19 protein-coding genes are annotated in these 23,533 nt (G+C 64.7%); 6 read left to right on the top strand and 13 right to left on the bottom strand.

All coding sequences use genetic code 11. From position 1 onward, the window contains the following. Nucleotides 1-191: 191 nt before the first annotated feature. Together AB843_RS23410 and AB843_RS23405 are read left to right on the top strand one after the other, a co-directional pair. Nucleotides 192-1,253 carry an ABC transporter ATP-binding protein gene (locus AB843_RS23410; RefSeq protein WP_244468071.1) on the top strand — a complete coding sequence of 354 codons (1,062 nt, stop codon included), beginning with the start codon at nt 192-194 and terminating at the stop codon, nt 1,251-1,253. Next, nucleotides 1,240-2,226, top strand: a complete 987-nt coding sequence (locus AB843_RS23405) for an ABC transporter ATP-binding protein (RefSeq protein WP_048649337.1) — start codon at nt 1,240-1,242, stop codon at nt 2,224-2,226. The genes AB843_RS23410 and AB843_RS23405 overlap by 14 nt, the downstream gene beginning before the upstream one ends. 24 nt (nt 2,227-2,250) lie before the next feature. Here AB843_RS23405 and AB843_RS23400 read toward each other — a convergent pair whose 3' ends face one another. The 3 genes from AB843_RS23400 to AB843_RS23390 are packed head-to-tail and all read right to left on the bottom strand — an operon-like array spanning nt 2,251 to nt 6,012. Continuing rightward, nucleotides 2,251-3,426, bottom strand: a complete 1,176-nt coding sequence (locus tag AB843_RS23400; RefSeq protein WP_048649336.1) for a mandelate racemase/muconate lactonizing enzyme family protein — start codon at nt 3,424-3,426, stop codon at nt 2,251-2,253. 21 nt (nt 3,427-3,447) lie between these two features. Continuing rightward, entirely contained in the window at nt 3,448-4,938 is a 1,491-nt protein-coding gene (locus AB843_RS23395) for a M81 family metallopeptidase (RefSeq protein WP_048649335.1), read from the bottom strand. 33 nt (nt 4,939-4,971) lie between these two features. After that, the gene (locus AB843_RS23390) at nt 4,972-6,012 is read right to left on the bottom strand and encodes a succinylglutamate desuccinylase/aspartoacylase family protein (RefSeq protein WP_048649334.1); all 1,041 of its coding nucleotides are present in this window, start codon (nt 6,010-6,012) and stop codon (nt 4,972-4,974) included. A 111-nt stretch (nt 6,013-6,123) separates the two neighbouring features. On the opposite strand from AB843_RS23390, the gene AB843_RS23385 reads away from it, so the two are divergent. Genes AB843_RS23385 through AB843_RS23375 form a run of 3 tightly spaced genes read left to right on the top strand, consistent with a single transcriptional unit; the run spans nt 6,124 to nt 8,995 of the window. After that, nucleotides 6,124-7,323, top strand: a complete 1,200-nt coding sequence (locus AB843_RS23385) for a mandelate racemase/muconate lactonizing enzyme family protein (protein ID WP_048649333.1) — start codon at nt 6,124-6,126, stop codon at nt 7,321-7,323. Nucleotides 7,324-7,360: 37 nt separating this feature from the next. Then, on the top strand, nt 7,361-8,107 hold the full coding sequence (locus AB843_RS23380; RefSeq protein WP_048649332.1) for an SDR family NAD(P)-dependent oxidoreductase: 747 nt from the start codon (nt 7,361-7,363) through the stop codon (nt 8,105-8,107). Between the two features lie 42 nt (nt 8,108-8,149). Continuing rightward, on the top strand, nt 8,150-8,995 hold the full coding sequence (locus tag AB843_RS23375; protein ID WP_048649360.1) for a fumarylacetoacetate hydrolase family protein: 846 nt from the start codon (nt 8,150-8,152) through the stop codon (nt 8,993-8,995). Between the two features lie 148 nt (nt 8,996-9,143). On the opposite strand, the gene AB843_RS23370 is transcribed toward AB843_RS23375, so the two are convergent. From AB843_RS23370 to AB843_RS23355, 4 genes are all read right to left on the bottom strand, one after another. Next, nucleotides 9,144-9,878, bottom strand: coding sequence for an SDR family oxidoreductase (locus AB843_RS23370; protein WP_048649331.1), 735 nt, complete (start codon nt 9,876-9,878; stop codon nt 9,144-9,146). Between the two features lie 10 nt (nt 9,879-9,888). After that, complete coding sequence (locus AB843_RS23365; protein ID WP_206412956.1) at nt 9,889-10,728, bottom strand: ABC transporter permease; 840 nt, start codon at nt 10,726-10,728, stop codon at nt 9,889-9,891. Nucleotides 10,729-10,789: 61 nt separating this feature from the next. Continuing rightward, nucleotides 10,790-11,737, bottom strand: a complete 948-nt coding sequence (locus tag AB843_RS23360) for an ABC transporter permease (RefSeq protein ID WP_048649330.1) — start codon at nt 11,735-11,737, stop codon at nt 10,790-10,792. A 162-nt stretch (nt 11,738-11,899) separates the two neighbouring features. Beyond that, the gene (locus AB843_RS23355; RefSeq protein ID WP_048649329.1) at nt 11,900-13,468 is read right to left on the bottom strand and encodes an ABC transporter substrate-binding protein; all 1,569 of its coding nucleotides are present in this window, start codon (nt 13,466-13,468) and stop codon (nt 11,900-11,902) included. 149 nt (nt 13,469-13,617) lie between these two features. On the opposite strand from AB843_RS23355, the gene AB843_RS23350 reads away from it, so the two are divergent. Further along, nucleotides 13,618-14,349, top strand: a complete 732-nt coding sequence (locus AB843_RS23350; RefSeq protein ID WP_082143984.1) for a GntR family transcriptional regulator — start codon at nt 13,618-13,620, stop codon at nt 14,347-14,349. 145 nt (nt 14,350-14,494) lie between these two features. On the opposite strand, the gene AB843_RS23345 is transcribed toward AB843_RS23350, so the two are convergent. The 6 genes from AB843_RS23345 to AB843_RS23320 all read right to left on the bottom strand — a co-directional run. Next, nucleotides 14,495-15,292: an FAD binding domain-containing protein gene (locus AB843_RS23345; RefSeq protein WP_048649328.1), complete on the bottom strand. Its 798-nt coding sequence runs from the start codon at nt 15,290-15,292 to the stop codon at nt 14,495-14,497. A gap of 11 nt (nt 15,293-15,303) precedes the next feature. Beyond that, nucleotides 15,304-17,667 (bottom strand): xanthine dehydrogenase family protein molybdopterin-binding subunit, encoded by a 2,364-nt coding sequence (locus AB843_RS23340; protein ID WP_048649327.1) that lies wholly within the window; start codon nt 17,665-17,667, stop codon nt 15,304-15,306. Between the two features lie 14 nt (nt 17,668-17,681). Then, nucleotides 17,682-18,161, bottom strand: coding sequence for a (2Fe-2S)-binding protein (locus tag AB843_RS23335; protein WP_048649326.1), 480 nt, complete (start codon nt 18,159-18,161; stop codon nt 17,682-17,684). 487 nt (nt 18,162-18,648) lie between these two features. Continuing rightward, nucleotides 18,649-19,602, bottom strand: a complete 954-nt coding sequence (locus tag AB843_RS23330; protein ID WP_244468070.1) for a type 1 periplasmic-binding domain-containing protein — start codon at nt 19,600-19,602, stop codon at nt 18,649-18,651. 299 nt (nt 19,603-19,901) lie between these two features. Next, a complete protein-coding gene (locus tag AB843_RS23325) occupies nt 19,902-20,258 on the bottom strand; it encodes a hypothetical protein (RefSeq protein ID WP_048649324.1) in 357 nt (118 codons plus the stop codon). A gap of 119 nt (nt 20,259-20,377) precedes the next feature. Continuing rightward, a partial coding sequence (locus tag AB843_RS23320; protein ID WP_048649323.1) for a beta strand repeat-containing protein occupies nt 20,378-23,533 on the bottom strand: 3,156 nt, incomplete at its 5' end.

The raw sequence follows: 23,533 nt of genomic DNA, 5'->3' as shown, positions 1-23,533 counted from the left end.
CGGGCGCGCCAGGAAGACAATGGCTGTTTAACCGATGCGGCCATCGGCGGCCATAGCGTTCTCAAAGCCTGCCCATCGCGCGGACGTTCGGTCGACACCCTCCCTCTCGACCTTTGCGCAGGGGGCGGGCATGCTGCGGTGCATGCGACAAGGCTCTTGCCTAAATCGTATGATAGTATACGATTTATCACATGGTTGATGATCAGAAGCTGCACGATACAGGGATGATGACCCATCGCGAGGGCGCGAAGGCTGCGCCAGACACGGAGCCACCGCTGCTCGAGGTGCGCGACCTGCGCATCTCGTTCGGCTCCCTGCCGGTGGTCGATGGCGTCTCCTTCACCCTGCGCGAGGGCGAGGTGGTCGGCATTGTCGGAGAATCGGGCAGCGGCAAGAGTGTTTCGGCGCTTGCCCTGATGCGCCTTCTGCCATCGCATGCGCGGATCAGTGCCGCGCGGCTGCGCTTCATGGGGGAGGATCTGCTGACCGCCAGCGAGCGGCGCTACGAGGCTTTGCGCGGCGCGGCCATCGCCATGATCTTCCAGGAGCCCATGACGGCCTTGAACCCGGTGCTCACCGTCGGCGAGCAGATCGTCGAGACGATCCGCCGGCATGACGGGGTAAGCCGCAGGCTGGCGAGGCAGCGCGCCCTCGACGCGTTGAAGCGGGTCGGCATTCCGGCTGCCGCCCAGCGCATCGACGAGTACCCCCACCAGATGTCCGGCGGCATGCGCCAGCGGGCGATGATCGCCATGGCGCTCGCCTGCAATCCGCGCGTCTTGATCGCCGACGAACCGACCACCGCCCTCGACGTGACCATCCAGGCGCAGATCCTCGAATTGCTGCAGGATCTTCAGGAGGAATACCGCATGGGGACGATCATGATCACCCACGATCTCGGCGTCGTGTCGTCCTTCACCGACCGGGTGATGATCATGTATGCCGGGCAGGTGGTGGAGGATGCCAGCGCCGAACAGGCATTCACGCGGCCCGGCCATCCCTACACCGAAGGGCTTCTGGCCAGCATTCCCTCGAGCGAGACGGACACCGAGCGGCTGTATGCCATTCCCGGCACCGTGCCGCCGCCGTTCAACCTGCCTCCGGGCTGCCGTTTCGAGCCGCGCTGCGCGCAGGCGAAGGAGCCATGCCGCCAGGGCCGCCCCGTCCTCATGCCCTGTGGCGATGACCACCTGGCCGCCTGCATCCGCAACACCGGCTATGTTTTCCCGGAGGGCACCAATGAACGCAGCTAGCACGCCCCTGTTGCGCGTCGAGGCCCTGGAAAAGCGTTTCGAGACGCGCGGCGGACTTTTCTCTGAGGCACGGTCCGTCCGCGCGGTGGACGACGTTTCCTTCACCGTCAACGCCGGCGAGACGCTGGGGCTGGTTGGCGAAAGCGGGTGCGGCAAGACCACGGTCGGGCGCCTCGTGCTGCGGCTCATCGAGCCCAGCGCCGGCAAGGTCGAATTCGACGGGGTCGATCTGCGCGCCCTCGATGCGGCGCAAATGCGCGCCATGCGCCGCGACCTGCAGATCATCTTCCAGGACCCGCTCGGCGCCCTCAATCCGCGCATGAGCGTCGGCGAACTGATCATGGAGCCGCTGGTCATTCACGGCGTCGGCGATGCGGTCGAGCAGCAAAGGCGGCTTGCCGAACTGCTCAGCCTGGTCGGGCTGGCCAGCTATCATGCCGGACGCTTCCCGCATGAATTCTCCGGCGGGCAGCGGCAGCGCATCTGCATCGCCCGCGCCCTGGCGCTCAATCCGCGCTTCATCGTCTGCGATGAGGCCGCCTCGGCGCTCGACGTGTCGATCCAGGCACAGATCCTCAACCTGCTGCAGGACCTGAAGAAGGAACTGGGCCTCACCTATCTGTTCATCAGCCACGATCTCGGCGTCATCCGCCATATCTCCGACCGGGTGATGGTGATGTATCTGGGCAAGGTCGTGGAGACGGGCAGCAAGAAGGCGATCTTCGACGCCCCCGCCCACCCCTACACGGTGGCGCTGCTGCGCTCGGCGCCATCGCGCAACCGCGGCAAGACGCGCTATTCGGCGATCAAGGGTGACCTGCCGAGCCCCTCCAATCCGCCCTCGGGCTGCCGGTTCCACACGCGCTGCCCGATGGCGCAGGAGATTTGCCGGAAGGAGCAGCCGCCGCTTGCCGCCATGAACGACGGCACGCATCTGGCGGCCTGCCATTTCGCCGGCACGATGGGCGCTTGAGCGCAGCCTGACGGCAACGCTGGGTCAGATGGCGGGCGTGCGGTAGAGCACCTGGCCGCCGACGCGGATCTCCGTATCGAGCAGATAGGGTTTCAGGCTTTCAAGATCGACGTCCATGCCGAGGCCTGGCGCATCGGGTGCGGCGATCAGGCCATCGGCGCCGGGCACGATGTGATTTTCGGTGATCGCCGCCGCCAATGCCTTCGGATCGGCCGGATACTCGCAGATGCGGCTTTCCGACAATCCGGCGAAGGGCTGCAGGGACGCCGACAACGCCAGATGCGAGGTGAAGGTGTGGTTGACATAGGTAACGCCGCGCGCCACCGCCAGATCGGCAACCTTCCTGGCCGGGCCGATGCCGCCGATGCGGCCGCAGTCGATCTGCACGAAGCCGATCCCGCCATAGACGATGAGGTGCTGCGCCATGTGCACGTTGTGCGCCGATTCTCCGCCGGCGACGCGGACGCGCGCACCACGCGCCGACAGCGCCGCATAAGCTTCCAGCGCACCGCCGTGGAACGGCTCCTCGATCCACAGGACGCCAGCCTCGTCGAGCGGTTTCAGCCGGGCTGCCGCGGCCTCGACATCCTCAACGAAGATCTGCCCGACATCGACCATCAGTTCGGCATCGCGGCCCAGGCCCTCACGGGCCGCGACGAAGTGATCGGCATCAGCCTTCACATCGCCGCGGCCCACCGGCCCCCAGCCGAACTTGGCCGCCGAGAAGCCGTCCTGCCGCGCCTTGCGGGCACGGTGGAGGGTAATCTGCGGCGTGTCGCCGAACAGCAGCGAGGCATAGGGCGTCTTGCGGTGCGCGGTCTTGTAGCCAAGCAGGCGCCAGGCCGGTTCCTGCCGCTTCTTGCCCAAAAGGTCCCACAACGCCATTTCGATGCCGGAGAAGGTGTGCGGCGCCTGCAGGAGATCCATGGAATTGTAGCCGACCAGGGCGGCTATACGTGCGATGTCCTCAGGCCCTTCCAACACCTGGCCGAGCACCGAGGCGCCGACTGGCCGGCACACGCCATGGGATTTGGGGCACACAAAGGCGGCTATGGACGGCAGCGGCGCCGCCTCGCATTCGCCCCAGCCGACAAGGCCGCCCGCGCTGACACGGACCAGGAGCGCGTCCTGGCTGCCGTCCGCCTCGTCGGTGATTTCAGGCATTGCAAGGTAAAAGAGGTCGACGGCCTCGATCTTCATTCTGTGTTCCAGGCTCCGTGTTCAGGTGCGGCGATAGAGGCTTGCCTTCGGCGCGAAATCGGCGATGTCGTCGAGCGGGAACATCGGCCGGGCACAGATCGTGTGCCCGAGCTGGCGGATGTCGGCGGAAGTGGCGCCGGGCGCGTCGATGTTGAAATTCTTCTCCACCCATTGGTCGTACATGGCGTATTCCGTATGCGGCGACTTGACGACGATCAGGTCGAAATCGGCCGGGTTCAGCCCATTGGCGAAATACATGGCCCGGTCGAACAGACTGACCGAACGGCTCATCACGACCACCGTGACATTGTCGTATTCGAGCACCGCCGTCGGCCCCGCATCGAGCACCAGCTTCATCGTTTCCAGCCGCCCCGAGCCGTCGGACAGGAGCTTGATGTGCGCCTTGACCGGCATCGGCGTGAAGCGCGCCGGGTCCATCGCCCCGCCCAGCGTGACCTCCACACGCGCCCCGACGCCGGCCCGGTGGGCGGCGGCGGCCGCCTCCGGATCGACGATCTGCGCCAGGACGCGCTTCGGATACCCCTTGTCGCGCAGCGCATGGAGGATCGCGTTGGAATCGCCGGTGGCGCCGGACGAGGTGGCATCGGCCGCATCGGTGAAGCAGACCGGGCCATCGATGGTGCGCGCCTGGGCGATGGCGCGGTCGAGCGGCATCAGCTTGCCCTGCATGCGGTGACGCATCGGCCAGAATTCCGCCGCCAGCCGCTCGGCCTCGCGCTGCGCCGCCGCCGCGTCGCCATCGGTGACGACGATCACCTGGCTGCAGAGTTCGGGCACGTCGGTGAATGGATTGCCGATCATGATGCCGGCCGAAAGCGCGGTTCCCTCGCGCTCGAGCCGCCGACACTCGCCGATCAGGTCGCCATAGCAGCCGGTGCGGGTGATCAGTTCGTCGCCACGCACGAGCGCCGGGATGACCACCCGCGCCACGGTCGGCGCGACGCCGCCCGACAGGAGGCCAAGCAGAAGCCGCGCTGCCCGCGCGCCGGTGTCGGCAAAATCCACATGCGGATAGGTGTGGTAGATGGCCATGCCGTCCACCTGGCGGATCATGCGGTCGGTCAGGATGCCGTGCAGGTCGAGCGATATGACGATCGGCACGGACGGGCCGGCCATGTGGCGGATCTCGCTCAGCAGATGGCCCTCCGGGTCAAGCTCGCCATCGGCGCCCATTGCCCCATGCAACGAGACATAGATGCCGTCGACGCCATCCAGGCGCGCCGCTACCGCGTCGAGCAGTTCCGCCGACAATTGCTGCCAGCCCTGGCTGGAGAGCAGACCGGCACTGCCGGCGCGGGCGGCGATGGTCGGCACAAGGCGGATGCCGGCGTCGGCTTCGAAGACGGACAGCGCGCCGCCTATGGCAGTGTTCTTGCCGCGGTGGCCGAGCAATGCCTCGCCGCGCTCGACTTCGAAGTTCTCATATTCGGAGGGAACGGGATTGAAGGAGGAGATCTCCTGCATGCATTCCACAATCAGAACAGTCGGCATGGTTGGTCCTTACTGGGGGATCAAGCGTCCGGCTCAGTGGCCGGACCAATCGTCGGCATAGTCTTCCATGATGATGGCCACCGCGTCGCCGCGCGCCACCCGGCCAGGGCCGGCGCCGAACCAGACGATGCCGTCCTTCTGGTAGGTCAGCATCAGCGGCTCGGAATCGACATCCTCGATGAAATGCAGGTAGCCGGCGACGGCGCCTGCGCGCACCTCCTCGCCGACATAATGCGTCGGCTCGAACAGCCCGCCCCTCGGCGAAAAGACATAGGATTGCGGATCGCGCACCATCATGTGCCGCGTCTTCGGCGAGCCGTCGCGCTGGCCGGTCTCGGGCTCGCCCTCGATGACACCCATATGCTTCAGGATGTTGTCGACGCCGCGGCGGCCGATGCGCACGCCCTCGATGTTGACCCGGCCCCAGCCGCCGAGCTCCGTGCCGAGCGAGACGATGCCACGCCGTTCGACGCAGGAGGTGAATGTGGAATCCTCATCCACGCCGCCGAAAACGACATTGTACGGCGCGCCGAATGCCGCAGCGGCGGCGATGGTCCTTTCGCGGATCGCCGGGTCGGCGACATGATGCATGTTGGTCGACAGTGCCGAATCGAAGGAGTGGCCGGCCGTGTGCATGTCGACCGAGATGTCGGCCATGGGCAGGATCACGCTGTCGAGAAAGTGGGCAAGCATCTGGCTGAACGTGCCTTTCGGATTGCCCGGAAAGCAGCGGTTGATGTCCCAGCCATCGATGGGCGAGAGCCGCGTGTCGGCCATGATCGCCGGAATATTGACCGCCGGCATCATGATGACGCGGCCCTGCACCTCCTCCGGCTTCAGGCTCCGCGCCAGCCGGGAGATGGCGATCGGTCCCTCATACTCGTCGCCGTGCACGCCACCGGTCAGGAGAACCGTCGGCCCACTGCCGTTCTTGACGACGACAATGGGAATCTCGACCGTGCCCCAGCCGGAATTGTTGCGCGACAAAGGCGCGCGCGCATAGCCTGCCTGGCGGCCATTCCTGTCGAAATCGATGGTGCAGACGATCCGGCTTTTGGCCGCTGTGACGCTCATGCCGCGTTCCTATCCAGAAGAGAGCTTGTTTCGTATGATTGTATACTATATTGATTTCTGTCAAGGGGCAGCCGGCTCCAAACATTGTGTAATTCTTCATGGAGAAAGACCATGCACGGTCGCATCGACGGGGCCGAACCGACAAAGCAGGCGAAAGCTCTCATGCCGATCCGCATCACGGCGATTCGTGTCGCGCCCCTGCAGGGCGAAAGCCCGCAAGGAGGGTGGAGCCATGAGATCGACGAGAAGGATTCCGTCCACGCGCTGATCGCCATCCACACCGATGCGGGGATTTCCGGCTACGGCAGCGCGTTCACCAATGGCCGGCTGGTCGAAGCCGCCGCCGGCGTGCTCGAACCCCTGCTCATTGGCGAGAATGCGCTGGAACCGGACAGGGTCAGCGAGAAGCTGCACCAGAACACGTTCTGGATGGGACGCGGCGGCAGCCTGACGCATGCGATCAGCGGCATCGACATCGCGCTTTGGGACATACTGGGCAAGGCGACAGGCCTGTCGGTCGGCCGCCTGCTCGGCGGGCGCTATCGCGACCGGGCAAAACCCTATTGCTCGCTGCTGATGGACCGGCCGGAGCGCATGGCCGAGGTGATCGCGCCCCACTACGAACAGGGGTTTCGCGCCTTCAAGATCGGCTGGGGTCCGTTTGGGCGGCGCGACAGCGCGAAACTCGACGAGGCCATCGTGCGGGCGGCCCGCGATGCAATCGGCGACGATGCGCACCTGTTTGTCGATGCCGGCGCCAGCGACGCCTTCTGGCCGAACGGCCTCAAATGGGCGCTCAACACGGCGCAGATGCTGAAGGATTACGGGGTCGGCTGGTTCGAGGAACCGCTCAAGCCGGACGCCATCGACGATTTCATCGCGCTGCGCAGGGCAAGCCCGGTCGCCATCGCCGGCGGCGAGGTGCTGACGCGCCGGCAATCCTACACGCCATGGCTGGTGCGCGGCGCATTCGACATCGTGCAGCCCGACGTGACCAAGGTCGGCGGCCTCAGCGAGCAGCGCCGCATCGCCTGGATGGCGCAGGAATTCGGCGTGCGCTATGTCGGCCACGGCTGGAACACGGCGCTCGGCCTTGCCGCCGACCTGCAACTGGCGGCGGCGATTTCCGACTGCGACCTGGTCGAGTACATCGGCGGCAGCGCCTATGTCGACCGGCTGACGCGGGCGCCCTTCAGCCTCGACGCCGACGGCTGTCTCGCCATTCCCGACCTGCCAGGCCTCGGCATCGAACTCGACCCGGATCACGTCGCCCGCTACACGCCCGACGCGAAACGCTTTTTCGCCGGCTGAACGCCATGGCTCACTCTTTTCCACAGAAGGAAATGCAATGAACGAGATCGATCTCAAGGGCCGCAATGCGGTCGTGACCGGCGGCGCGCAGGGCATCGGGCGCGCCGTGGCCGAACGGCTGATCGCGTCGGGCGCCCGCGTGGCGATCTGGGACCGCGACGACACGCTGGCGCGAACATCCGCCGCCGAGATGGGCGTGCAGGCGATGTCGATCGCCGTCGAGCAGACCGATTTCGATGCCGTGCGGGACGCTGCCCGGCAAACGGAGGAGGCCCTTGGCGGGATCGACATCCTGGTCGCCAATGCCGGCATCGCCGGCGCCAACGCGACGGTCGCCGACTATCCGGTCGAGGAATGGCGGCGCATCATCGACATCAACCTCACCGGCGTGTTCCATTGCTGCAAGGCGGTGGTGCCGGGCATGGCTGAGCGCGGCTATGGCCGCATCGTCAACGTCGCATCGATCGCCGGCAAGGAAGGCAATCCGAACGCCGCCGCCTATTCCGCCTCGAAGGCGGGCGTCATCGCGCTCACCAAATCGCTCGGCAAGGAACTGGCGGACCAGAACATCGCCGTCAATTGCGTGACGCCGGCGGCCGCACGCACGCGCATCTTCGACCAGATGTCACAACAGCATATCGACTATATGCTGTCGCGCATTCCGCGCGGGCGATTCCTGGAGGTCGGCGAAGCCGCGGCGATGATCGCCTGGCTGGTCAGCGCCGAAAACGCCTTCACCACCGGTGCGGTTTTCGATCTCTCCGGCGGTCGAGCCACCTATTAACGCGGTTTCACGGCCCAGCCGCCACAAGAAGAAGGAATGTTCATGAAACTCGTACGCATCGGCCAGCCCGGCCAGGAAAAACCCGGCCTCGTCCACACGGACGGCACCCTTCGCGACCTGTCGGGAATCGTCTCCGACATCGCCGGCGAAACGCTGACGCCGCAAGGGCTCGACGCCCTGCGCAAGGTCGATCCGGCGAGCCTGCCGGTGATCGGCGAGGCGGCGCGCTACGGTCCCTGCGTCGGCCAGGTGGGCAAGTTCATCTGCATCGGCCTCAATTATGCCGACCATGCCGCCGAGGCCGGCCAGCCCGTGCCGAAGGAGCCGATCATCTTCATGAAGGCGACAAGCGCCATCTGCGGGCCGAACGACACGGTGCTCATCCCGCGCGATTCGCAGAAGACGGACTGGGAAGTGGAACTCGGCGTGGTGATCGGCAAGCCGGGCAAATACATCGCCGAGAAGGACGCCCGCGCGCATGTCGCCGGCTATTGCGTGATCAACGACGTTTCCGAACGCGAATTCCAGATCGAGCGTGGCGGCACCTGGGACAAGGGCAAGGGCTGCGACACGTTCGGGCCGATCGGCCCCTGGCTGGTCACCGCCGACGAGATCGCCGATCCGCAGAATCTCGGCATGTGGCTGGAGGTCGACGGCAAGCGCTATCAGGACGGCTCGACCAGGACGATGGTGTTCGGCGTCGATGCACTGGTCAGCTATGTCAGCCGCTTCATGAGCCTGCAGGCCGGCGATATCATTTCAACCGGCACGCCGCCCGGCGTCGGCATGGGCATGAAACCGCCCGTCTATCTGCGCCCCGGCCAGACCATGCGCCTGGGGATCGAAGGGCTGGGCGAGCAGAGCCAGCCCGTCGCCGCCGACAACTGACAACACCCAGACCGGTTCATCGTTTCGTTGAAACACTGAACCGGTCTATCTCGTTGTTTTTCCGAATTTATGCGGACGTCAGGTGATTCCACCTGACTGCAAAATGCTCTAGCGCCGAAGCGGGTTCGCCGGCTTCGGCCGCTTCGTTTCAGATCGACCAGCCGCCATCGATCGCATAGGCCTGACCCGTCGTGTAGGTGGCGCCAGCCAGGTGAACGGCGAGCGCGGCGATCTCGTCCGGCGTGCCGAGGCGCCCCATTGGCTGGCGGGCGACGAAGGCCTTGCGGGCCGCGTCGTAATCGCCCTGCGCCCGCATGCGCTCCTGGAGGGAAGGGCTTTCAACCGTGCCCGGACAGATGGCGTTGCAGCGGATGCCCTGTGCGACGAAATCAGCCGCCACGGCCTTGGTCAGGCCGATCACCGCGGCCTTGGTGGTGGCGTATGCGCAGCGGTTCGGCGCGCCTTTCAGACTGGAGACGACCGACGCCATGTTGATGATGCACCCCTCGCCGTGCTCCAGCATCGCCGGAAGGAAGGCCCGGATCATGCGCACCATGCCCTTGACGTTGAGATCGAAGGCGAAATCCAGATCCTTGTCCGCCATGTCGAGGATGGAGCCGGAATGCACGACGCCGGCGCAATTGAACAGGACATCGACGCGGCCGACCGCCTGAGCGGTCTCACGCACGGCGGCATCGTCGAGCACGTCGAGCGGGCGTGTGGAAATGTTGCGCTGTCCGCTGAGGCCTGCAAGCAGCGCCTGATCGATATCGGTGGCGACCACCTTGGCGCCGGCCCGGGCGAAGGCCATGGCGCTTGCCCTGCCGATGCCTTGCCCCGCCGCGGTGACAAGCACCGTCCTGCCGTTCAGAAACCTGTCCATTCTTCCTCCTTCAACCCGCGTCGCGCTTGGCGCTCAGGCGCGGGTCCGTTATGTCGCGCAGGCCGTCGCCCATCAGGTTCAGGCCGAGCACGGCGGCAGCGATCGCCATGCCCGGGAAAAAGGCGATCCAGCTTGCGTCCTGCAGATAGTTGCGGCCTTCGGCGATGATGTTGCCGAGCGAGGGCGCCGGCGGCGGCGGGCCGACGCCGAGAAAGCTGAGGATCGCCTCGGCCAGGATCGACACGGCGAAGACGAAGGTGAGCTGGACGATCAGCGGCGACAGGGCGTTGGCGAGGATGTAGCGGAAGATGATGCGCGCATGCCCCGCACCGACCGCCATGGCCGCTTCCACATAGGGCAGTTCACGGATGACCAGCACGCTGGAGCGCACCACGCGCGCCGTGCGTGGGGTGAAGGTGATGGTGAGCGCGATCACCGCGTTGAGGGCCGAAGGGCCCAGCGCGGCGGCGAGCGCGATGGCAAGCAGCACGCCCGGAAAGGCCATCAACCCGTCCATGATCCGCATCAGCGCATTGTCCAGCCAGCGCACATAGCCGGCAAGCATGCCGAGGAAGACGCCGAAAACGCCGGTCATGACGACAACGGAAATGCCGATGCCGAGCGAGACGCGCGTGCCGTGGATGACCCGGCTCAATATGTCGCGGCCGAAACCGTCCGTGCCGAACCAGTGTTGCATGGAGGGTGCGGCAAGCAGGCTGCGGTAGTCATTCTTGTTGGGGTCGTAAGGGGCGATCAGATCGGCGAAGACCGCCAAGAGGACGATCAGGGAAAACAGCGCGAAGCCGACACGGAAGGATCGGTGCGCGCCGAGCCGGCGCAGGAACAGCATCCAGCCGCGTCGGCGCGCGCGGGCGATCTCCCGACGCAGGGAGAGGGTTTCGCTATCGATTTCAACGGCCATCGCGCACTCTCGGGTCCAGCCAACCATAGGCGAGGTCGACCAGGATGTTGACGAAGACGAAGGTGGCCGCGGTGATCAGCAGGCCACCCTGGATGATGGGATAATCGCGCCGCTGGATGGCGCCGATGATCAGCCGCCCGACGCCGGGAAGCGAGAAGACGGATTCGATCACCACCGCCCCGCCGAGGAGCACGCCCGTCATCACGCCGATGACGGTGACGATGGGAACCAGCGCATTGCGCAGCGCATGCTTGAAGATGATCGAGTGGCGGCGCAAGCCCTTGGCCCGCGCGGTGCGGATATAGTCCTGGCTCATCACGTCGAGCATGGCCGAGCGCGTCATGCGCGCGACCACACCCATCTGCGTGATGGCCAGCGCCAGCGCCGGCAGCGTCATCGAGCGCGCCCAGCCAAGGAAGCTTTCGCTTGCCGGCACGTAGCCGCCGGTCGGCAGCCAGCCGAGCCCGACGGAAAACACCGAGATCAAGATCAGCGCGAACCAGAAATCGGGCACGGAAAGCCCGAACAGGGCGAGCGACATCGACCCCTGGTCGAGCCAGCTGTCGTGGCGGATCGCCGCGACGATGCCGAGCAGAACGCCCAGCACCACAGCAAGAACCAGAGCGATCGCCGCCAGAGAAAGCGTGACCGGAAGCCGCTCCAGAACGGCATCGGTGACCGACATGTTGAGCAGATAGGAATCGCCGAGGTCTCCCTGCAGCAGGCGGCCATACCAGCGCACGGCCTGCTCGACCATCGGACGGTCGAGCCCCAGACGCTCGCGGATTTCCATGCGTTGCGCCTCGGTCGAATCGCTGCCGGCAATCTCCGCCGTGACATCGCCCGGCACGATGGCGATGATGATGAAACTGACGAGCGAGACGACGAACAGCACCGGCAAGGCGCTCAGCAATCGTCGTGCCAGGAACCCAATCAATATCCGCGCTCCAGGATTTGAGAAACGGCCCGACAACCGAACCGGTCTATCTCTTTGTTTTCCGCATTTATGCGGACGTCAGGTGATTCCACCTGACTGCAAAATGCTCTAATTGCCCGGGAGCGGCGGACCCCGCCCCCGGACAAGCTACTCACAACGCTGCTATTTTTCGAGCCAAACATCGTAGACGCGCGGGAAACGGAAGGGCTTGAACCCCTTCACATTGGCGCGCGCCGCCTGCATCAGCCCGGTTTCGCCGAGCTTGATGATGCCGAAGAACTCGTAGAGCCGCTTCTGTATCCTGGCGAAGACCTCCTTGCGGCCTTCCTCGCTGTCGGTCGAGATCAGCTCCTGATAGAGCGCGTCGAGCTGCTCGTCATTGGCGCGGAAATGCGGAGCCGCGCCGGTCAGCGTGGAGATCAGGGCCGCCGGGCCGAGATAGGGCTCGATGCCCATCATCAGCGTCCAGCCGTTCCAGCCCTGGTCCTGCAGGCGGATGTTCAGCGCCGTCGGCCAGTCGACCTGGTTGATGACGGCATTGATGCCGACCGCCTTCAACTGCTCGGCGATGACGACGGCTGCCTTGCCGTGCTCGGGAATGGTCGAATCGGTGAGGATCGAGAAGGGCTCGTTGTTGTAGCCAGCCTCCTTCAGCAGCGCCTTCGCGCGGTCGGCGTCGGCCAGGTTGTAGTGATCCTTGCCGATGTCGCCGGCGTCGTAGGTCGACCCCTCATACATCCAGCCGTGGTAGAGGTGGAACAGTCCTTCCGTGGCGATCGCCATGACCTCCTCGTCGTTCAGCGCGACCTGCACGGCCTCGCGGAACTTCGGATTGTCGCCGGGCGCTTCCTTCATGTTGAAGATGAAGGTGAGGAACGCCCAGGGCATGTTCTCATACACCGCGATGTCGGCGTTGGAGGCAAGACGCCTTGCCGTCGGGACGGGAAGCTGTTCGAGAAGCTGCACTTCACCCGTTTCGAGCGCCGCAACCGCCGCACCTGGCTCAGGGATGACCCGGAAGGTGACGGTGTCGAGATAGGCCGTCTTCTTGCCGCCGAAGCCATCGATGCCTTCGTGGCTTTCGTCGGCGCTGTAGTCCTCGAAGCGCGCCAGCTTCACATGGCTGTCGGGCACATATTCGACGAACTTATAGGGGCCGGTGCCGATGAACTCGATCTCGCTCGGGCCCTTGCCCGCCTCTTCGGCCGGAATGATGACCGCCGGCGCGCGCGGCGAGGCGAAGGCTTCGAGGAAGGTGGGCGTCGACTCCGTGAGCTTCAGCGTCACCTCGTGGGGACCGGTGATCTCGATGCTTTCCACCGGCTTCAGCATGGTCTGGGTCGCACCATGCTTCTGGTAGCGTTCGAGCGACGCCTTGACGTCCTCGGCGGTCATCTCCTTGCCGTTATGGAACTTCACGCCCTTGCGCAGCGGGATGCGGTAGGATTTGCCGTCTTCGGAAATCTCGACGCTCTCGGCCAGTATGGGAATCGGCCGGATGTTCTCGCTGAAGCCGAACAGCGGCTCGTAGATGTTCATGGTGATGTTGCGCGATGCCTGCGACGAGGTCACCATCGCGTCGAGGCTCGGCGGGTTCGAGCTCTGCACGACGACGAGATCGCCACCGGCGGTCTGCGCCTGGCCCGCCATCGGCGACAGGCCGATAAAGGCTGCCACGGCGGCGGCCAAGCAGACATGCCAGGCGTTCCCCAGCCTGCTGGTCTTTGCCATTTTTCGTCTCCCTCTGTATTTGAAGTTTCTTGCACTTAAGTGCAGGCTACCGGCGTTTCGCGCGCCAAACGAACAGGCGAGGCATTGCACTTATCGTATAATAGTATACGATCTTAACGAGGCAATCAAGACGCATGAGATCAAGGAACATGTCCGCAGACCAAGCCAGCCCGAGAAAGGGCACATTGCCGAAGCTTCTGCCGCTCGAAACCAGGACGCTGGTCGATCAGGTCGTCGATGCGATCGTGGAAGCCACGGCGACAGGCGTGTTTCTGCCCGGCGACCGCGTGGTGGAAGCGGAGGTCGCCCGCTCGCTGAATGTCAGCCGCGTGCCGGTGCGCGAAGCCCTGCGCATCCTGGAAAGCCAGGGCATCGTGGTGAATGCGCGCTATCGCGGCATGCGCCTGATGGATGTCAGCATCGACCGGCTGGAGAAGATCCTCAAGGTCCGCACGGCGCTGGAAACCCTGGCGGCGCAGGAGGTGCTCGCGGCGCGGGAGGCGGACCCGAGCATCCTCGAGCCGCTGGAGGCGGTGGTGCGGGAACTGCATGCCGCCGCCGAACGGGGCGATTCCTACGGTGTCGCCCGGCTCGACACCGATTTCCACCGCACCCTATGCCGCCTGTCCGGCAATGATGTCCTGCTGCATATGTGGGAGCCGCTGTCGCGACAGCTGACCATCATCTTCGGCCTGTCGACGCTGCAGAAGGACCTGCGGCTGATCGTCGAGGAACATGACGAGCTGCTCGACAAGCTGAAAGCAGGCGACGCCAATGGCCTGATCGCGCTGATGAAGGTGCATATCCTCGATTACTCGCGAGCGCTCGATTACGAGGGGCTGGTGAAGACCCGGCGCTCCGAACGCGACGCGAAAATCTGATGACGCGGCGGCGAAACGCCGCCGGCCCGCCTTCGCCATAGACCGGTCCAGCGTTTCACGGAACCGCTGGACCGGTCTGTTTCTGTGTTTTTCCGCATCTGTGCGGACGTCAGGTGTTCCACCCGACTGCAAGATGCGCCTGCCCTCAGGCAGCGGCCACCGCCCGCCTGGCCATCGTCTTGATCAGGTTGGCGCGATAAGCCGCGTCGCAATGGATGTCGGACATCAACCCGTCCGCCGACACCGCGACGCCATCAACCGCCGAAGCAGACCAGTCGGCCGAAAGAGCATCCTCCAGACCCTGGTGGCGGAAAACGCCGTCGGCGCCCGCGCCCGTTACGGCAACACGCACCTTGCCATCGGCTCCCCGGGCGGCGAAGACGCCGGTCATCGCATAGCGCGAGGCGGGGTTGGGAAACTTCGCGTAGCCGCATTGCGCAGGCGCCTCGAAACTGATCGAGGTGATGATCTCGCCGTCCTCCAGGGCCGTGGAGAACAGGCCGGTGAAGAACTCATCCGCCGCGATGGCCCGCTTGTCGGTGTGGATGGTCGCCCCCAGCGCCAGAAGCCCGGCTGGATAATCAGCGGCCGGATCGTTGGTGGCGATGGAGCCGCCGATCGTGCCCTGGTGGCGCACCGCCGGGTCGCCGATGCCGCCGGCGAGCACCGTCAACGCCGGGCAGGCCTTGGCAAGCTCGGCGTTTCCGGCAACGGCCGCGTGCGTCGTCATCGCACCGATCGTGACACGCTTGTCCGACACCTTGACGCCGGAGAGATCGGCGATCCCACGCAGGTCGATCAGGTCCGACGGCGCAGCCAGATGATGTTTCATGGTCGGCAGCAGCGTCTGGCCGCCGGCCAGGAACTGCCCGTCCGACGCAGCGGCGCGCTTGGCCACGGCATCGTCGATGCTGGTGGCCCGGTGATAGTTCAGATCGTACATGGCCTGCCTCCCTATTCAGCGGCGATCTTGGCGGATGCGGTCTGCAAGGCCGCCCAGACGCGCGGCGGCGTCGCCGGCATGTCGAGCGCGTTGGTGCCGATGGCATCGGTGATCGCATTGATGATTGCCGGCGGCGAACCGATGGCTCCCGCCTCGCCGCATCCCTTCAGGCCCAGCGGATTCGACGGGCTCTTGGTCGAGTGATGATGAATGGTGAAACTCGGCAGATCGTCGGCGCGCGGCATGGCGTAGTCCATGTAGCTGGCCGAGAGAAGCTGACCGTCCTCGTCATAGACGACGTTCTCCAGCATCGCCTGGCCGACGCCCTGGGCGATGCCGCCATGCACCTGCCCCTCGACGATCATCGGGTTGATGATGGTGCCGAAATCGTCGGAAGCGACGAACTGGACGATCTCCGTCGTGCCCGTCTCGGGGTCCACCTCCACTTCGCAGACATAGGTGCCGGCCGGGAAGGTGAAGTTCGTCGGGTCGTAGAAGGCGCCCTCCTTGAGGCCCGGCTCCATGCCGGCCGGCAGATTGTGCGCCGTGTAGGCGGCAAGGCCGACCTCGTGCCAGGCCATGGCGCGATCCGTGCCGGCGACCTTGACCTGGCCATTCTCGATGACGAGATCGTCCTCGGAAACCTCCAGCACATGGGCGGCGATCTTCTTGACCTTGGCTTCGATCTTGTCGAGCGCCTTGACGATGGCCGACAGGCCCACCGGTCCCGAGCGCGAACCATAAGTGCCCATGCCGAACTGCACCTTGTCGGTATCGCCATGGACGATCTGGATATTCTCGATCGGCAAATCGAGGCGATCGGCCACCACCTGGGCGAAGGTCGTCTCGTGCCCCTGCCCATGGCTGTGGCTGCCCGTCAGCACCTCGATCGTGCCGACCGGATTGACCCGCACCTCGGCGCTTTCCCAGAGACCGACGCCGGCGCCGAGCGAACCGACGGCCGCCGACGGCGCAATGCCGCAGGCCTCGATGTAGGACGCCAGCCCGATGCCGCGCAGCTTGCCGCGCTTGGCCGCTTCCGCCTTGCGGGCGGGGAAGCCCTTGTAGTCGGCAGCTTCGAGCGCCTGGTCGAGATTGCCGGCGAAATCGCCGACGTCATAGGCCATGATGACCGGCGTCTGGTGCGGAAACGACTTGACGAAATTGACCCGGCGAAGCTCGGCCGGATCGACGCCCATCTCGCGCGCCGCCGTCTCCATGATGCGCTCGACGAGGAAACAGGCCTCGGGACGCCCGGCGCCGCGATAGGCGTCGACCGGCACGGTGTTGGTGTAGACCGTGCGCACGTTGCAATAGATGTTGGCGATGTCGTACTGGCCCGACAGAAGCGTCGCATAGAGATAGGTCGGCACCGCCGAGGAGAACAGCGACATGTAGGCGCCGAGATTGGCGATGGTGTCGACCTTCAGCCCGACGATGCGGTTGTCGGCGTCGAAGCCGATCCTGGCCGTCGAGACATGGTCGCGGCCATGCGCGTCGGTCATGAAGGCCTCCGAACGGCTCGCCGTCCATTTCACCGAGCGCTTCGTCTTCATCGCCGCCCACAGGCAGGCGATTTCCTCGGGATAGATGTAGATCTTCGAACCGAAGCCGCCACCGACATCCGGCGCGATGACCCGAAGCTTGTGCTCCGGCGCCACCTGATAGAAGGCCGACAACACCAGTCGCGCCAGATGCGGGTTCTGGCTGGTGGTGTGCAGCGTGTAATGATCCTCCGCCTCGTCATAGGCGGCGATCGCCGAGCGCGGCTCCATCGGGTTGGGTGCCAGGCGATTGTTGAGGATGCGCATCTCGGTGACGTGCGCGGCACCGGCAAGCGCCTTGTCGGTGGCCGCCTCGTCGCCCAGGCCCCAATCGAAGATCAGGTTGCCGGGCGCGTTGTCATGCAGCTGCGGCGCGCCCTTCTTCAGGGCATCGACCGCCTGGACGACCGACGGCAGCTCACCGTAATCGACCTCGACAGCCTCGGCGGCGGCACGGGCGGCCGCCTGCGTTTCGGCAACGACCATCGCCACCGCATCGCCGACATAGCGCACCCGGTCGGTCGCCAGCGCCGACCAAGCGCCCATGTTCATGCCGCTGCCATCCTTCGAGGAGACAGCCCAGCCGCAGATGAGATTGCCGATGCCGTCGCCCGTGAGCTGCTTGCCGTCCAGCACGGCAATCACGCCGTCCATCGCGCTGGCCGCCGATTTGTCGATGCTGTTGACCGTCGCGTGCGCGTGGGGGCTGCGGACGAATGCGGCATAGGTCTGCCGCTCATTCCTGATGTCGTCCGTGTAGCGGCCCTTGCCGGTGATGAAGCGCTTGTCTTCCTTGCGCAGGACGCGGGCGCCAATGCCATGTTCCGTCATCTTCGTGCCCTCCCTCAGCTCGACGCCATTTTCGCCGCGCCATCCTGGATGGCCCTGACGATGTTGTGGTAGCCGGTGCAGCGGCAGATATTGCCTTCCAGCTCGTGGCGGATGGCCTTTTCCGACAATTCCCTGCCATTGGCGGTGTAGCGCGCCACCATGTCGGTGGCCGTCATGATCATCCCCGGCGTGCAGAAGCCGCATTGCAGACCATGGTTCTCCTTGAACGCGACCTGCATCGGATGCAGTTCGCCGTTCGACAGGCCTTCGATCGTCGTTACCCTGGCGCCCTCGGCCGATGCGGCCAGCATGGTGCAGCTCTTCACCGCCCGCCCGTCGACATGGACGACGCAGGCGCCGCACTGGCTGGTGTCGCAGCCCACATGGGTTCCCGTCAGACGCAGGTGCTCGCGCAGGAATTCCACCAGAAGCGTGTTGTCGGGCACGGCGGCACGCGCCGCCGTTCCGTTCACGGTCATCGAGATTTCGGTCATCGTTTCCTCCCTTGCACGGGCCTGTGCCCGGATACGCTCAGTTTTCGCGCAACCAAGCCAGCTTACGCCGCCGGCTGTCCGCTTCCTCCTGAAAATTTCTCATGCTCAAAGGACATATCGTCGGCGCGTACCCGACATCCGGCTGCCGGCGCACCAGGCAGCAAGATATGGACGCCCGCCACGGAAGGTTGGTCTTCGCGTGGGATCGATGCGACGAAATCCGGTGATCCGTGGACGGCGAGGAGCGGGACGCGCGCCACACGATCACGTGGCCATGCGATTCCTGCCAGGTACATCCGCCCACTCGATGCCTCCCGCGTTTCCCGCCGTGCGGATTGCCAAGATGCCGATCACAAAGCCGTGGATATATCCATGGCCTCGCGCGATCGCGTGGATCCTGGTCATTCCCGGAATCCATTTAAGCGGCCTTTCGGGGGAAAGCCAAGGCCCACTTTGGTTGAGCGCCGCAGCCGCCCCGCCCGGTGCGTCAGAAACCGTTGGGCGCCGGATCCTGCATTTGGTAGCTGTCACCCTCGACGCGGTAGATGGAGCAATTGCGTTCGATGTCGCCCGGTGCAGTGAACCGGAACGCGCCGAGAAGCCCCCTGAAACCGCCCCGCGCGCTGAGCGTCGCTGCCGTCAGTGCATCCGCACCACGCGACCGTATGATGCCAATCGCCAGGGCGGCGGCATCGAAACCGTAAGCTGCGTCCTTCGTCATCGCCCGGCCGAACTCGGCCCTGTACCGCTGGGTCACGTCGGCCACAGCCGCCTGATCGACCCGGCAAACAAGCGTGCCCATCAGGCCGCGTTGCGCCGGCAGCTCGGATGTTCCCAGGATCAGCGCGCCGGACGACAACGCGCCCGTTGCGCGCAGGGCCGCAACGGCTGCTGCCGGCGATTCCAGCCCTGGCCCCAAAAGCACGGCATCCGCCGCCTTCAGGACCGCGCCCTGGCTGGCGACCCCGTCGCTTGCGCGGGCTGAAAACGGCAACGCCGCCGAGACCTGTCCACCCTTTGCTTCGATGCCCTTGCGCAGGCGCGCAAGTCCTGCCTGCTCCATTTCCGGCGGATGCAGCAGCACGATTCTCTTGCGGCCGGCCTGAACCGCGTAGGATGCGACTTCGACGGCACTGTCCGTTTCGTCGGAGAGGAAGGCGAAGATGCCGGGGGGCCGCGCGACGCCGTTGGGAAGGAACGCCACGACGGGCGGGCGGGCCTCGGCTGCGCCCGCGGAAAACGCGCCCAGCTGATCGGTACGCGACGGGCCGATGAGGATCTTCGCTCCTCTCCCGATCAACGCCTCGATGCCGGCGCCCGCAGCGCCCGGCCTGGCATTGTAGACCGCGAGAGTGACCTGATCACCGCCCAGTTGCATCGCTGCTAGCTTCGCACCGTCGCGCCGATCCCGCTCGCCGGCGCTTCCGAGCGCGGCGAGCATGCCGATGACCACCGGTCCGGATCCCACCGTCTCGATCCCGGCAGCGACGCTGCTCTCCCTTCCGCCTTCGACATCGAGAGCGTCATCGACCGTCGATGACTGGCACCCGGCAAACGCCAGGGAGGCGGCGAGCATTATGAAGCGGAGACGACGGGCACCAGCGCGCGACCGCAGGAGGGCACGCAGCGCGGAGCGTGCCCCATCGGAAATTCGCTCCGGCATCGCCCCTGCGTTCCCCGTCCCATGTCGCTGCATGCCACCGCCTACCGGTTCGCGCATGGCGGAACCTGCCCGGCCGATCAATACATGTACTGGACCATGCGCGCGTGGAAACACTCGCATTTGTTGAGATAGTCCTCGTCGCGATATTCGGACCTGAGATAGCCATAGGCCTTGCCGCAGGCAACCTTCGCCTCGGACGCCCAGACGAAGGCGGGACGCCCCGAATTGATCCACTGCGAACTGTCGGCGACGGCGACCGCCTCATCCATCAGCCGCACCACCTCGGTGGAGAGCGCCGCGTTGTTGTCTATGGAAAGCAGCTTGGCGTTGCCGGCGACCGGGCAATAACCGCCCACCGACAGATCGGCGGACTGGACGCCGCCCGTGAGCGCCGTTGCGGCGATGAGTGCGAAACCGAGTGTCAGTTTTTTCATGAAGTCCCCCGTGACGGAAAGCGTCTTTGGAATTTCCCTTGCGTCAGGAATACACTTTTCTTAGCCGGTTTTCAAATGGCGACCGGAGTATTCCAGCCGCCATTCTGGGCGGATTCCGATCAGACCGTGTCGGAGCCCGGCGTGGCATCACCGTCGTCATAGAGTATCTTGACGCCAAGGCTCGTATCGAGGGTCGCGACGACATAGGCGTCCGCATTCGCATTGGTATCGAAGTTTCCGGCACCAGTCGTGTCAACGATGAGTTCATTGCCAGTGGCCTGGAAATAGTTCCCGACAGGATCAGCACCAACTTCGAGAAGCTGCGTGAGATCGATCACGTCATTCTCATTGAAATCATAGTCGGCGATGACATCCTCGATGGATCCGCTCAAGCTGTCGGCATCGATGATGAAAGTGTCCGCGCCACTGCCACCTTCCATGTTGTCGGAACCGAGGCCGCCGGCCAGAATGTCGTCGCCATCTCCTCCGAACAGGAAGTCGTCACCCGCAAGACCCGCAACGATGTTGTCGTCGGCCAGCTTGGTCGCCTGAAGCGGCGCAATCGCGGTGCCATCCACGCCGTCGGTGCCCACCACGTTCATTCCGCTGTTGGGAAGGATCGTGGTATTCAAGGTGCCGGTCGTTTCATCACCATCGCCATCGGAGCCGATCAGGTCATACTGCAGGTCGATCGGCTCCTGGGTAACCGTCGCTCCGATCTCGAATACGCCGAGTTTGAAGTTGGTAGACGCATCTGCCGTGCTCTGGTCGGTGTCGAAACCACCGGTAATTTCCACTGCACTGAAGCCGGTAGCCGTATCAATCTGATAGCTCCAGCCCGCCGGCAAACCAGTGATCGTATAGGTGCCGTCACCATTATCGATCACATCACCACCCTGGTTGGTCTGGAAATCGAAAAGCGAAACCAGATTGCCGAGGCTGTTGTAGATCGTCACCCCGGAGATGTTCACAGTCGTTTCGCCTGCCGGATCGCCGATGTAGACGAAGTCGTCGTCGGCAAGTACTGCCCTGATAGTGAAGGTGGCAATGCTGTTCGTAAAGTTCATATCCTGCTTGAAGGTGGTCGTGGTGACATGCGTCCCAACGTCATACTCACCACCGACATCCGTTCCCGGTGTCGTGATGTTATCGTAGAAATCAATGCGCATGACTTCGTTGGCATTGACAGCATTCCCGTCGCCGATACCGATGTCGGAGTTATTGGTATTGACCTTGCTGTCATTGGCGTTTGCGCCGATATTACCCTTGCCTGAAATCAGGGCATCGAAAATACCGGACGTTCCGAAGACACCAAAGAATTCCGAATTGCCACCGCCGATGGCGTTGGCCGCGTCGAAAATTTCAGCCGGCCCGTTCAGAATCGTTTCCTGAACCACCGTTACATCATAAGTATCGGTGCCAGGATTTAGCACGACATTATACACCACGCTGTTGTCAGAGCCGTCCGGATCACTCACCCGGTCGTAGCCGCTGATGTCGAACGCGGCATTGGTCGAAGCCACCAGGGTATGTCCGTCGGCACTGACGAAGACATAGAGATCCTGGGGGCCGGAGACACCATCGCTGAACGTAAGCGCCGTGCCGTTTGCATCAACGGCCAATTGCCCGTTGATCGCGCTGTCGAAGACGACATCGCCCACCCCATCCGCGCCCGCCTTCATGGCGAAGCCCAACTGCATCGTCGAGCTGTTGTTGTCATCGTTGAGGACGTAGCCTGTCTCCGGCGTGAAGGGCATCGGCACATCGTCGACGACGTCGATGGTGATGGTGCCGGTGACGGTGTTGCCGTGATCATCCGTCGCCACATAGGTGAAGCTCTCGACCCCGTTGATCGTGGTCGTCGCGTCATCGGCCAGGCCGTCAAGGTAGTTCTTCGACAGCGTGTAGGTGTAGCTGCCGTCGCTGTTCACCTGGATCGAGCCATAGAGGCCCGCCGTCACCGCATTGCCGCCCGTCTGCAGCGCATAGGTGTAGGGCGAGGTCCCGCCGCTCGCCGCGGCCGTGCCCCCATCGGTCTCCGCCCCCGACGTGGTTCCCAGTGTGCCGGTCACCGTGCCGGCGACCAGGTCGCTGCCCTCGAGCGAAGTGTCGAGCGCCGCCTCGTCGACCGTCACCGTATAGTCGGGGGTCGCAAGGCCGCTGTCGTTGATGTTGATCGTCAACGTCGTCGTCGACACGTCGCCGTCGCCGTCGACAAGCGTGTAGACGAACACATCCGTCGTCGCCGTGGCGGTCGCGTTCGGCTTCGACACATAATCGTAGGACCCGTCCGCATTGAGCGTCAGGTAGCCCAGCACCGTCTCGATCTGGACGCCGACATTGCCGGTCGCCTCGGTGACCAGGTCCCCGCCCGCCGCGCGAACACCCTGGATCGTCGCTCCGTCGGCCCCTTCCGTGTCGTTCGCAAGAACACCCGAAGCCGCATCCACATTCAGCGTCGAGCCCTCGATGATCGGCCCCCCGCTGTCCGCAACAGCCGTCGGCACATCGTCGACGACGTCGATGGTGATGGTGCCGGTGACGGTGTTGCCGTGATCATCCGTCGCCACATAGGTGAAGCTCTCGACCCCGTTGATCGTGGTCGTCGCGTCATCGGCCAGGCCGTCAAGGTAGTTCTTCGACAGCGTGTAGGTGTAGCTGCCGTCGCTGTTCACCTGGATCGAGCCATAGAGGCCCGCCGTCACCGCATTGCCGCCCGTCTGCAGCGCATAGGTGTAGGGCGAGGTCCCGCCGCTCGCCGCGGCCGTGCCCCCATCGGTCTCCGCCCCCGACGTGGTTCCCAGTGTGCCGGTCACCGTGCCGGCGACCAGGTCGCTGCCCTCGAGCGAAGTGTCGAGCGCCGCCTCGTCGACCGTCACCGTATAGTCGGGGGTCGCAAGGCCGCTGTCGTTGATGTTGATCGTCAACGTCGTCGTCGACACGTCGCCGTCGCCGTCGACAAGCGTGTAGACGAACACATCCGTCGTCGCCGTGGCGGTCGCGTTCGGCTTCGACACATAATCGTAGGACCCGTCCGCATTGAGCGTCAGGTAGCCCAGCACCGTCTCGATCTGGACGCCGACATTGCCGGTCGCCTCGGTGACCAGGTCCCCGCCCGCCGCGCGAACACCCTGGATCGTCGCTCCGTCGGCCCCTTCCGTGTCGTTCGCAAGAACACCCGAAGCCGCATCCACATTCAGCGTCGAGCCCTCGATGATCGGCCCCCCGCTGTCCGCAACAGCGCTTGGCCCGTCATCGTTGATATCGACGACGAT

Origin of the sequence: Nitratireductor soli, from assembly GCF_001050155.1 — a bacterium.
GTDB classification, from domain to species: domain Bacteria; phylum Pseudomonadota; class Alphaproteobacteria; order Rhizobiales; family Rhizobiaceae; genus Nitratireductor; species Nitratireductor soli.
Note: the sequence above shows the minus strand (reverse complement) of the source record. Positions and strands in the feature narration are given on the sequence as shown.

Coding starts and splice junctions, on each gene's coding strand:
- AB843_RS23410 (WP_244468071.1), top strand. CDS start 192: ATGGTTGATGATCAGAAGCTGCACGATACAGGGATGATGACCCATCGC.
- AB843_RS23405 (WP_048649337.1), top strand. CDS start 1,240: ATGAACGCAGCTAGCACGCCCCTGTTGCGCGTCGAGGCCCTGGAAAAG.
- AB843_RS23400 (WP_048649336.1), bottom strand. CDS start 3,426: ATGAAGATCGAGGCCGTCGACCTCTTTTACCTTGCAATGCCTGAAATC.
- AB843_RS23395 (WP_048649335.1), bottom strand. CDS start 4,938: ATGCCGACTGTTCTGATTGTGGAATGCATGCAGGAGATCTCCTCCTTC.
- AB843_RS23390 (WP_048649334.1), bottom strand. CDS start 6,012: ATGAGCGTCACAGCGGCCAAAAGCCGGATCGTCTGCACCATCGATTTC.
- AB843_RS23385 (WP_048649333.1), top strand. CDS start 6,124: ATGCACGGTCGCATCGACGGGGCCGAACCGACAAAGCAGGCGAAAGCT.
- AB843_RS23380 (WP_048649332.1), top strand. CDS start 7,361: ATGAACGAGATCGATCTCAAGGGCCGCAATGCGGTCGTGACCGGCGGC.
- AB843_RS23375 (WP_048649360.1), top strand. CDS start 8,150: ATGAAACTCGTACGCATCGGCCAGCCCGGCCAGGAAAAACCCGGCCTC.
- AB843_RS23370 (WP_048649331.1), bottom strand. CDS start 9,878: ATGGACAGGTTTCTGAACGGCAGGACGGTGCTTGTCACCGCGGCGGGG.
- AB843_RS23365 (WP_206412956.1), bottom strand. CDS start 10,728: ATGCTGTTCCTGCGCCGGCTCGGCGCGCACCGATCCTTCCGTGTCGGC.
- AB843_RS23355 (WP_048649329.1), bottom strand. CDS start 13,468: ATGGCAAAGACCAGCAGGCTGGGGAACGCCTGGCATGTCTGCTTGGCC.
- AB843_RS23350 (WP_082143984.1), top strand. CDS start 13,618: ATGTCCGCAGACCAAGCCAGCCCGAGAAAGGGCACATTGCCGAAGCTT.
- AB843_RS23345 (WP_048649328.1), bottom strand. CDS start 15,292: ATGTACGATCTGAACTATCACCGGGCCACCAGCATCGACGATGCCGTG.
- AB843_RS23340 (WP_048649327.1), bottom strand. CDS start 17,667: ATGACGGAACATGGCATTGGCGCCCGCGTCCTGCGCAAGGAAGACAAG.
- AB843_RS23335 (WP_048649326.1), bottom strand. CDS start 18,161: ATGACCGAAATCTCGATGACCGTGAACGGAACGGCGGCGCGTGCCGCC.
- AB843_RS23330 (WP_244468070.1), bottom strand. CDS start 19,602: ATGCTCGCCGCGCTCGGAAGCGCCGGCGAGCGGGATCGGCGCGACGGT.
- AB843_RS23325 (WP_048649324.1), bottom strand. CDS start 20,258: ATGAAAAAACTGACACTCGGTTTCGCACTCATCGCCGCAACGGCGCTC.